This is a genomic window from Gloeobacter violaceus PCC 7421 (genome assembly GCF_000011385.1).
In the GTDB taxonomy this organism is placed as follows: Bacteria; Cyanobacteriota; Cyanobacteriia; order Gloeobacterales; family Gloeobacteraceae; genus Gloeobacter; species Gloeobacter violaceus.
This window is the reverse complement of the sequence record NC_005125.1, coordinates 4,247,554-4,257,516: the sequence shown is the minus strand read 5'-3', so window position 1 is coordinate 4,257,516 and position 9,963 is coordinate 4,247,554. Positions and strand designations below refer to the sequence as shown.

Genomic DNA, 9,963 nt, shown 5'->3' with positions numbered 1-9,963 from the left:
GCTGGCCAGGTTAGCTTGAAGCAGTCCGCGCCGGAGACAGGCATGTTCATCTACCTGGGCAAAGTGCTGCCGCTGTTGTTCTACCCGCTGGGCCTCAGCCTCGTACTCACGATTGCTGCTGCGACAGCAATCCGCTTTGGGCGGACAAAACTGGCAACCTGGCTGTGTGGGGCAATCGTCCTGTGGCTGGGCTCCTTTAGCGCTCCCGCTGTGGCCGACGCGCTCCTGTGGTCACTCGAATCGCAGTATCCCGAGGTGCCCGTAGAGAATAACCCCTCGGCCCAAGCGATCGTCGTTTTGGGCGGGGCGCTGCATCTGCCGAATGCGCGCCACCGCACCTACGAGCTAGCAGAATCGAGCGACAGGGTGCTCCACGCCGCCCGGCTATTCAAGGCGGGCAAAGCGCCGGTGGTGCTGATGAGCGGCGGCAACCCGCCTTTTCATACCAGGCCCGACCAACCCCCCGAAGCGACCCAGATGGCCGCCTTCGCCCGGGAACTGGGGGTACCGGCAGGGGCTATCCTCACCGAGGAGCGCTCCTGGAATACGTTTCAAAACGCCGCCTTCAGCGCCGAGGTGCTCAAGGCGCGGCGCATGACACGGATTTTGCTGGTCACCAGCGCCAGCCACATGCCCCGCTCGGTCGCCATCTTCGAGCGCGCCGGGTTCGCGGTGATCGCAGCCTCGACCGATGTGCGCAGCGGCACGGACCTCGACGACTGGCTGCTCGCCTGGTTGCCCAGCGCTGCGGCGCTCGAAAGTTCGACCCTGGCCCTGAAAGAATGGGTCGGTCTACTCGTTTACCGGCTGCGGGGTTGGGCTTGAGGCGGAGACACTGCCCATCTGCTGCACCAGCACGAACGACTGCATCCCTTGCAGAACCGCCATTTCGCGAAACACCTGGGTGAGCTTGGCGTGGGCTTCGTCGCTGAGGGTAGGTTCCAGACGCTTGAGCAGGTCCGTCACCCGCTCGCCCTGGATCTGGATCTCTTCCTGGTCGATGCGGCCGTCGGCGATGGCGCGCTGCCACGACTCCATGCGCTGAAAAAACTGCACCGAGTAGATCTCGTTGGTCTCCTCGTTGAACCAGGTGTCGGGCAATTCGGCGGGGGCAGCAGCTTCGGCGGGGGCAGATGCGACCGGGGAGCTGCCCGCCGGGAGCGCCGCTTCGATCGCTTCCCAGATGTCCTTGTCGAGGCGGTACTGCTCCCAGGTGCCCCAGGCGGCGGGCAGCACCAACGGCAAAAAGAGCAGCAGGCCGATCCCGGCTACGAAGAGCTTGTCGCCCCAGGCACCGCCCCCGATGTTCACTTCGAGAGTGTCCCCCGGCAGCGGTTTGATTTGCACGGTCAGGGCCGCAGCGAGCCCCACCGCCACCCGCCAAAAATCGTCGCGGTAGCCCTGCACGATCTGGCCACCGCCCGCCGTAGCAAACGACTGGGTTTCGAATTCTTTTTCAACGAACCAGGTGCGCACCCTCTCGGCGAGGGCCTCGGCCGTGATCCCCGGCGCACTGTAGGTACGGGTTTGCATGGTGAATGTCCTCAGGAGGGGGTCAGCTTGACCGGGTGAAACTGGGGGGCGGGAACTTGCACCGGCACTTCGACCGCTCCGGGCAGACGCCCGGCGATGTGTTCCCAGAGCTTGTCTTCGAGGTTGTCCTGCTTCCAGACGCCGTAGGCGGCGGTAAAGGCGAGGGGAGCAAACAAAAACACCCCCGCAAAGCCGGCCAGAAACTTGTCCACCCAGCTGCCCGCACCGATGGCCACGGTGAGCGCCCCGTCCGGCTGCGTACCGACCGTGACGGTGAGCGCCGCCGAAAGCCCCACGATAAAACGCAGAAAGTTGTCCTTGCGCCCCTGGATCACGTAAGTCCCCTCCGGACCGGCGAAACTCTGCGCCTCGAACCCTTCGGAGCGAAACCACGACTCGATGGCCGTCGCCAGGAATGAGGGCGAAGTATCGGGAATCTTGTACGCCTTGACTTTCATGTTTCCCCCTTGGCAGCCGTCCGCAGCGAAGCGGAGACGGCGGAAGTCTGCATCGCCCCCAGCACGGCCATTTCGTAGAGAGTCTCGGTGATCGTCCGCCGTTCGGCCGCGTCCACCAGCGGCTCCACCTCTTTGAGCAACCCGATCACCCGTTGCGCCTGCTCACGAATTTCTTCGGGGGTGATGACGCCGTCGGCGATCGCTTGTTGCCAGGACTCCATGCGCTGAAAATATTCCGACAGGTGCGTCAGGCCCTGCCCTTCATCGAACCAGCTCATCCGCGCGGAAGCTTCTTCCATACCGTCCTTCTGCGAACATTCACAGAGCATCCTACCGCAACAAACCGGCGCGCAAACCTGCCCGAGAGACTGAACCGACCTGGGGCGGGGCTGGTAGAGTTGGAGCCATGGTAGAGGACATCTGGCTGCCCCCGGCCACCGACGTGGAGTCCGAAAGACGCTGGCTCGCGGGGGCGCTGCTCGCCTGGCTCGACCGCGAATTTCTGGCCGAGGCGATCCACCCCCACATTGCCGAGCGCGCCGCATCGATTTACGCCCGCCAGCGTCTGGAGGGCGAGGATCTGCTCGCTTCCATCCACATTGTCCTGCTTGCCGAGATGCGCCACGACGATTATGCGATGACCGCCTGCAGCGAATTTGTCGTGGCCAACGCCGTGGCGGAGTTGCTCATCGCCCGCCTCGAAGGAAAAAGCTGATGCACCACGTCTCGATCCGCACCGCCGACATTTTTCGCGCGATGGCCTTTTACGAACTCCTCGGTTTCACCGTCGAGGTGCGCTTCACCACCGGCATGACCCTCGCCTGTTGGCTGACAGGCCCCCTGGGCCGCATCGAACTGATTCAAATTCCCGAACCCAAACCCGCCCCCGAAAGCTGGTTCGACGAGCACTACACCGGTTACTACCACACTTCATTTGAAGTCGAGGATGTACCCGCGCTCGTGGAGCGCCTGCAACAGGCGGGCGTCCCGGTCCTGCTCGAACCCCGCCCGCAGCAGATTGGCGATCGGACCTTCACAGTTGCCTTTGTAGTAGACCCCGACGGCCTGCCCATCGAACTGCTCGCCCCAGCCTCATCGGCCACAGTTTAAGGCGGCCCGGGCACCCGGGCCGCCGCGGCGCCTCACGACCCCCCCTTCCCAAGGGGGGGGCAGGGGGGGGATCCCCCCCACCCCAGCCCATAAGTGTCGGCGCGCACCCGCGCAACCAGCCGCTCAATCCCGCGATTGCTCAAGATGGTGGCCACTCCGGCCACCATCAGCGCTTTGACCTCTTCGCGCGAGATTTTGACGGTGCCGCCGCTGGTGAGCATCGCCGTCGAGCGGGTAATCTCGCGCAGCGTGGCGTAGGCGAACAGCAACGGCAGGATGCAGAACAGACGAATCGGCACGGCCCGCCGGGGGATGGCAAGCAAATAGACGAGGGCGGCGTCGAGATCCGCCCAGGCCAGCGCCACCAGCGAGGCGATTGCCGCCCGGTTCTGCTCAAGACAGTGCGGGCTGAGCAGGGTCTGCTGGCTGCTGCCGTGCTCGCGCAGCGATTGCTCAGGCACATAGATCGAATTTTCGTGCTCGGCGTCCCAGGCGATGTCCTTGAGAATATTGACCGTCTGGAGCGCCTCGCCGAAGGCCTCGCAATGCTCGAGCAGAGCCGTGTACTTGGCCCGATCGACGCTTGGGGCGTGGGCATGCCACAGGTCGGTGAGCAGATGCCCTACCGTTCCTGCGACGTAATAGCAGTATTCGTTGTATTCTTCGAGCGTCTGGATGCGGATGCCGTGGGGATAAAGGGCGACAAACTTCTGCATCCCTTCGACCATCTCGCCCACCCAGCGCTTGACGATTTGGCGCGAAGGAGCGGGTACGCCCTCGAACAACTCGAAGACCAAATCGGTGTGGTGGACCAGCTCGACGTGGGCCGCCTCGCCGCTCACCGATTGCGCCAGAGTCGGAAACTTCCTGGCTGTCTCAACCTCGTCAAAACCCGCCATAAATTCGCCCAAAAGCCGCACCTTCTCGCCCGCGCTCGCCGCCGGATCGTCTTCGATCGTGTCGGCTATCCGGCACAGCAAGTAAGCGGTGAGGACAGCCCTGCCCAGTCGACCCGGTAAAAAGCGGATGCTAATCGCGAAAGTCCTGGAGACTCGGGGAAGAATTGCGTTGCAAAACAGCAAAGCAGATTTTTGACCCCCGGTTGCCCCATGGGTACCTTGCATTGTTCTTCACCCCTGCACACACCATCTAGGAATTTTACGATGAGCTTACCGGATTTGTTATCTGATCGCGCGCATACCCGACCTTCGCTCAACCACCTCAGCCGCGACACAATCGCAACAAAACCGGTTCGTTTCTGCCAGATTGAGCAGTGAACTCGCGCCGGGCTTGCCGGCCGCATTTAACTGAGCAGGCGGCGGTAGCGGCCGAGGGCACTCAGGGGAAAGTGCTGCTGATAGAGGTGATACTTCAGGTAAAAATGCCCCGGAAAACCGGTGCCGGTGAAGTAGGGCTCGTCCCAGCTGCCGTCCGCTTTTTGGGTTTCCACCAGATAGGCAAGGCCGCGTTCGAGGGCGCTGCTGTCGCTGAAGCGGGCCACCCGGCTCGCGTCGATGAGGCCGAGCAACGCCCAGGCAGTCTGGGAAGCGGTGCTCGGTCCCTGGCCCATCAAAGTGCGATCGACATAACTCCCGCAGGTTTCCCCCCAACCGCCGTCGGTGTTCTGGCAACCCCGCAGCCAGGCGGCAGCGCGCTCGATGGCCGTGCGTTCGGCCGGGGCGAAAGCGGCCAGGGCCGAGAGCACGCCGCTGGTGCCATAGAGATAATTCACCCCCCAGCGGCCGAACCAGCAGCCCTCCGGCTCCTGGGTGCGCCGCAGATAATCGAGGGCGCGCTGGGCACCGGCGGCCGCGGGAATCAGGCGGCAGCGGCCGTACATCTCGAGGACGCGGGCGGTGACATCGGCGGTGTTCGGGTCGATCATCGCCTTGAGATCGGCGTAAGGAAGGCTGTTGAGCCAGTGGGCGTCGTTGTCGATATCGAAGGCCGCCCAGCCCCCGCCCCGGCACTGCATCGAGGCCACCCAGCACACCGCCCGGGCGATCGCCTGGCCCTTGGCGGTCTCGTCGGCCAGCCGCACGGCGTCGAGGGCCATCACCACGACGGCCGTGTCGTCCACATCCGGGTAGAAGCGGTTGTCGAACTCGAAAGCCCAGCCGCCGGGCGGACCGGTCCGGTTTTTGACCGCCCAATCGCCGTAGTCGAGGATCTGCTTCTTCAGCAGCCAGGTGCCGGCCGCCGCGAGGGCCGGGTGATCCGGGGGCAATCCCGAATCGACCAGGGCGCGCATGGTCAGGGCTGTGTCCCAGACGGGGGAGACGCACGGCTGCAGGCGATAGGTGCTTTCGGTCTCGATGGCGAAGCGATCGACCGCGGCCATTCCCCGCTCGACCACCGGGTCGTGGGGATCGTAATCGAGGCAGCGCAGCGCCAGCAGCGAATTGAGCATCGCCGGGATGATCCCACCCCAATCACCGGTCGCCTCCTGGCGCTCGAGCACCCAGCGCTCGGCGGCTTTCAGCCCTTCTTCGCGCAGGGGAACCGCCCCCAGGCTCTCGGCGAGCTTGAAGCCCCAGTCGAGATCGACAAACAGATTCGCCCACCAGTCGCTCGAACTGCGGGGCAGATCGAAGCGGGCCTGGGCGCGTCCTTCGACAAATAGCTCGTCGAGGGTAATGGCCGGCTCGACGGCAAAGACCGGCTTGCGGTCGAAGACGATCAGCAGCGGTACCGTGCTGCCGCGCGCCCAACTGGACATCTCGTAGATATTGACCGGAAAGGCCTCAGGTAGCAGCATCACCCAGGGCGGAATCGACGGGACGCCGCGCCAGTCGTAGCAGCCGATGAGCGCCAGATGGATCTTGGTGAAGATGCGCGCGCGGCTGATGCCGCCTTTGGCGAGGATAAATGCGCGGGCGCGCGCCAGGGCGGGGTGATCGGCGGTGAGGCCCAGCAGCTTCAGGGCCATGTACGCCTCGATCGATGTGTTCAGATCGCCGCCGTCGCCGTAGAACAGCTCCCAACCGCCGTGGGCGCGCTGCTCAGCGAGCAGGTGGGCGGTCGCCTTGGCGAGGGGACGGCCGGTGTCCGTGCGCCAGATTTTGTGCAGGAGGACCACCTCGGCGGTCATCGACACGTTCGACTCCAGTTCGGCCCACCAGTAGCCCGGGGAGTACTGCCGAGCCAACAGGTACGCCTGGCTCGCTTCGATCGCACTATCTAGGTGCTTTTTTTCGATGCGCGGTTGGACTTGCATTTTTAACTGTTCCGTTCACTCCTGTCGCAGTTATTGTACGGTTCTAGAACAGTGGGAATGCTTGCGGTGGATAGTTTTTCTGGGTTGGCGGGCCTGGCTCTGGCTGCGGCGGTCGGTTGGGCAGGATTGCTGGGTTGGCGCGGCGGGTTCTGGCGCTGCGACGAGGTGCTCGATCCGGACACGGGGGATCTGCCGCAAGGGCTTCTGCCGCCGGTGGTGGCGGTAATTCCGGCGCGCGACGAGGCGGAGGTGTTGGGTGAGACGCTGCCTTCGCTGTTGACCCAGAACTATCCGGGGCTGTTGCATATCGTGTTGGTGGACGACCGCAGCGGCGACGGCACCGGCACATTGGCGGAAGAACTGGCCCGCGCGTACGGCCGCGAGGACCGGCTGACGGTCGTATCGGGGGAAACGCTCCTGCCGGGCTGGAGCGGCAAGCTCTGGGCCATCGAGCAGGGTCTGCGCCGCGGCGAAGCCCTGGAGCCCGAGTACTGGCTGCTCACCGACGCCGATATTTGCCACCACCCCGACAATCTGGCCGCCCTGGTGCAAAAGGCCCAACAAGAGAAGCGCGATCTCGTCTCGCTGATGGTGCGCCTGCGCTGCCGCGATGCGTGGGAAGTGCTGCTCATTCCGGCGTTCGTGTTTTTCTTTCAAAAGCTCTACCCGTTTCGCTGGGTAAACGATCCGAGCGATTCCACCGCCGCGGCGGCCGGGGGCTGCATTTTGGTGAGGCGCACCGCGCTGGATCGTGCCGGCGGGATCGCCGACATTCGCGACTGCCTGATCGACGATTGCGCTCTGGCAGCGCAGGTGAAACGCACCGGCGCCAACCTCTGGTTGGGGCTGACCCGGCGCACCCGCAGCCTCAGGTCCTACACCGGCCTTACAGAAATCTGGAAGATGGTGGCGCGCACGGCTTTCACCCAACTCGACTACTCCCCCGCGTTGCTGGTGCTCACCGTGGCGGCGATGGCGCTGCTGTACCTGGTGCCTCCGATCGCTTTTTTGGCCGGGTGGCTCACGGCCAGCCCGCTGCTGGTAACCCTTGGGGGGGCGGGGTGGCTCGCCATGGCCGTGGCCTACTGGCCGACCTTGCGCTTTTACGAATTGCCGCCCTGGCTTGCCCCGGCTCTTCCCGCCATCGCCGCGCTCTACACGGCGATCACCGTCGATTCGGCCTGGCGCCACTGGCTGGGGGAGGGTGGATCCTGGAAGGGTAGGGTCTACCCAAACGCCCGCCGCCGTGACTGACGCCGATTTGTCGCTGTCCTCGCTTTACCGCGAACTGGTGCGGGTCGCCCCCCGCGTCTACCTGCCCTTGTTGGTGCTGCAATGGATCGCTCTGGCGGCCAACCTCGCCGTGGGGAGCCTGCCGCAGGGACCGGTGCGCGGCGCCACCCAGGCCCTGGTGCCGCTGGTGCTCGACCCTGTCCTCACCGGCACCAGCCTCGCCTACGCCCACCAGGCGCTCACCGGCACAGGCGACCGTCACTTTGGAGCGGCCTTCAGTCGGGGAGTGCGCACCTGGCCCAAACTCATCGCCACCAGCATCCTGACAGTGGGAGCGGCCATGCTTCCCACCGCCTGGCTTTTTTACTTTGCCTACCGCCGCTTCGAGGCGGCGCTGCTGGCGGGTGCCGCCTTCTGGGAAGTGGCAGTGCCTTTTGGAGCGATGATTGTCCTGGCGGTACCGGGAATATACCTGGGGGTGCGTCTTTTTGTGACGGTGCCCTTGCACTTTGTCGAGGAGCACGGGGCTCTCTCGCCCTTGCCCAGAAGCTGGCGGCTCACCGAGGGGCACTGGTGGGCCGCCGCCCTGGCGTTTATGCCCCTGGGATTGCTGGTCGCCTTGCTCGCTTTGCCCCTGAGCTTCGCACTTGTGGGCACGCCGTGGGCCGAGCGCCTGCTGCCGGGCAACGCCGCCATCGCCGGGATCGGCCCGGCTTTGCGGCTGGTGGGTCCCCTGGGCTGGACGCTCTATATGCTCTTTTGCCTGCGGCTAATCGCCTCAGGCCCCGCCGTCAGGGCGTAGCTTCCGGCGGACGGCGGGCGAGGGAAGCCTGCTCGTAGGCGTAGGCGTACTGGATCAGCTGCGGCTCGCTGAAGGCCTTGCCCAGGAAGGTGATGCCGATCGGCAGCCCGCCTGTGGCGTAGCCCGCCGGGACGATCACCGACGGATACCCGGCAGCCGCGCCGACGAACGAGCCGTAATAAGTCGGAAACAACAGCGCGTCGAGGTCATACTTCGCGATGGTGGCATCGATGCCCTCGGTTTTGGCGAGCAGCCTCTTCTCGGCAAGGGCGTCGCGATAGCCCTGGGCGGTGATCGGGGTGCCGTCCTGCAATCGGCGCTGTTGGCTGTCGACCAGCAGTCCCTGGCCGTACTTGAGGGCCACTTCGCGTTTGCGGAAATTGAAGTCGATCACTTCGGAAAGCGTGTCGATCGTGGTACCGGGCTTGACCTTGGCCAGATAGGCATTGAGATCGCGCTTGAACTCGTAGGTCAGGACGGTGATCACCGACGGGGAGGCAAACAGCGCGTCGGTGGTGGCGATCGGCGCATCGACGATCACCGCTCCCTGGGCGCGCAGCACGGCGAGGGCCTGATCGAAGGCAGGACGGGTCTCCGGACCCAAAAAATCAAGATATTCCGGGGGCAGGCCAATGCGTACCCCCACCAGACCATCCAGTTTAAGAAAAGTTCGGTAATCGGCCGGGATCTGGCCCACGCTGCTCGCGGTCACCGGGTCGGCCGGGTCGTACCCGGCAATGGCACCAAGCAGCACCGCCGCATCGGCCACCGTGCGGGTCATCGGTCCTGCCACATCCTGGCTTGCCGAGATCGGGATGATGCCGGTGCGGCTCACCAGGCCCACGGTCGGCTTGATCCCCACCAGCGAATTGAAGCTGGAGGGACAGAGAATCGAGCCGGAGGTCTCGGTGCCGATCGAAATGGCCGTCAGGTTCGCCGCCGTCGCCGCCCCCGAACCGGCGCTGGAGCCGCAGGGGGTGACCGTGGGCACACCGTTGTCTTCGAGGGCCGGAAAGTACGGATTGAGGGTCTGGCCGCCCTGGGAGCTGTAGCCCGAGGGCATGTAGTAGGACATGAAGTTGGCAAACTCAGTCAGGTTGGCCTTTCCCAACAGCACCGTCCCCGCCTCGCGCAGACGGGTGGCGATAAAGGCGTCCTTTTGGGGCAGCGAATCGACGAGCGCCACCGAACCGGCGGTGGTGAGCATCCGGTCGTCCGTGGCGATGTTGCCCTTGAGCAGTATCGGAATGCCGTGTAGAGGTCCGCGCACCTTGCCCGCCCGCCGCTCGGCGTCGAGCGCGTCGGCGATGGCGAGCGCGTCCGGGTTGATTTCGAGCACGGCGTTGATCTTTGGACCCTGCTTGTCGTAGCAGGCGATCCGATCGAGGTAGCCCTGGACAATCCGGCGCGAGGTGAGCGCCCCGGAGGCCAGGGCCTTCTGCAGAGCGGCCACCGTCGTCTCCGCCAACGGCGGACCGGCAGGCGGGCAGGTGGCGGCGAACGCCCGGCCGGTACCCAGTAAAATCGACAGCCCGCCCGCGGCCGCCATCGTCGCGAAGCCTGGTTTCCTCAACACCATAGAACCCCCAGCAGCTTGGATTGCTGGATAT

The 9,963-nt window shown here is 64.9% G+C and carries 11 protein-coding genes; 5 read left to right on the top strand and 6 right to left on the bottom strand.

Annotated features, from left to right (window positions below; all coding sequences use genetic code 11):
* Positions 1–42: 42 nt before the first annotated feature.
* Positions 43–825: a YdcF family protein gene (locus GLL_RS20935; protein WP_011144051.1), complete on the top strand. Its 783-nt coding sequence runs from the start codon at positions 43–45 to the stop codon at positions 823–825.
* Here GLL_RS20935 and GLL_RS20930 read toward each other — a convergent pair.
* From GLL_RS20930 to GLL_RS20920, 3 genes are read right to left on the bottom strand one after another with little or no spacing between them, the layout of a single operon-like run.
* Positions 793–1,533, bottom strand: a complete 741-nt coding sequence (locus GLL_RS20930) for a hypothetical protein (RefSeq protein WP_011144050.1) — start codon at positions 1,531–1,533, stop codon at positions 793–795. The genes GLL_RS20935 and GLL_RS20930 overlap by 33 nt on opposite strands.
* 11 nt (positions 1,534–1,544) lie before the next feature.
* The gene (locus tag GLL_RS20925; protein WP_011144049.1) at positions 1,545–1,991 is read right to left on the bottom strand and encodes a hypothetical protein; all 447 of its coding nucleotides are present in this window, start codon (positions 1,989–1,991) and stop codon (positions 1,545–1,547) included.
* A complete protein-coding gene (locus GLL_RS20920) occupies positions 1,988–2,290 on the bottom strand; it encodes a hypothetical protein (RefSeq protein WP_164929443.1) in 303 nt (100 codons plus the stop codon). Before GLL_RS20920 ends, GLL_RS20925 begins: the two co-directional genes overlap by 4 nt.
* Before the next feature lie 107 nt (positions 2,291–2,397).
* Here GLL_RS20920 and GLL_RS20915 point away from each other — a divergent pair, with 107 nt between their 5' ends.
* Both GLL_RS20915 and GLL_RS20910 read left to right on the top strand, forming a co-directional pair.
* Positions 2,398–2,706: a hypothetical protein gene (locus GLL_RS20915; protein ID WP_011144048.1), complete on the top strand. Its 309-nt coding sequence runs from the start codon at positions 2,398–2,400 to the stop codon at positions 2,704–2,706.
* Positions 2,706–3,101 (top strand): VOC family protein, encoded by a 396-nt coding sequence (locus GLL_RS20910; RefSeq protein ID WP_011144047.1) that lies wholly within the window; start codon positions 2,706–2,708, stop codon positions 3,099–3,101. The genes GLL_RS20915 and GLL_RS20910 overlap by 1 nt, the downstream gene beginning before the upstream one ends.
* Before the next feature lie 32 nt (positions 3,102–3,133).
* Here GLL_RS20910 and GLL_RS20905 read toward each other — a convergent pair whose 3' ends face one another.
* A complete protein-coding gene (locus tag GLL_RS20905) occupies positions 3,134–4,225 on the bottom strand; it encodes a phytoene/squalene synthase family protein (protein ID WP_011144046.1) in 1,092 nt (363 codons plus the stop codon).
* A 179-nt stretch (positions 4,226–4,404) separates the two neighbouring features.
* Positions 4,405–6,318, bottom strand: a complete 1,914-nt coding sequence (gene shc / locus GLL_RS20900; RefSeq protein ID WP_011144045.1) for a squalene--hopene cyclase — start codon at positions 6,316–6,318, stop codon at positions 4,405–4,407.
* Positions 6,319–6,375: 57 nt separating this feature from the next.
* Here shc and GLL_RS20895 point away from each other — a divergent pair, with 57 nt between their 5' ends.
* A complete protein-coding gene (locus GLL_RS20895) occupies positions 6,376–7,572 on the top strand; it encodes a glycosyltransferase (protein WP_011144044.1) in 1,197 nt (398 codons plus the stop codon).
* Positions 7,565–8,353 (top strand): hypothetical protein, encoded by a 789-nt coding sequence (locus GLL_RS20890; protein WP_164929442.1) that lies wholly within the window; start codon positions 7,565–7,567, stop codon positions 8,351–8,353. The genes GLL_RS20895 and GLL_RS20890 overlap by 8 nt, the downstream gene beginning before the upstream one ends.
* Here the strand turns inward: GLL_RS20890 and GLL_RS20885 are convergent.
* Complete coding sequence (locus GLL_RS20885; RefSeq protein WP_011144042.1) at positions 8,343–9,902, bottom strand: amidase family protein; 1,560 nt, start codon at positions 9,900–9,902, stop codon at positions 8,343–8,345. The genes GLL_RS20890 and GLL_RS20885 overlap by 11 nt on opposite strands.
* Positions 9,903–9,963: the final 61 nt, after the last annotated feature.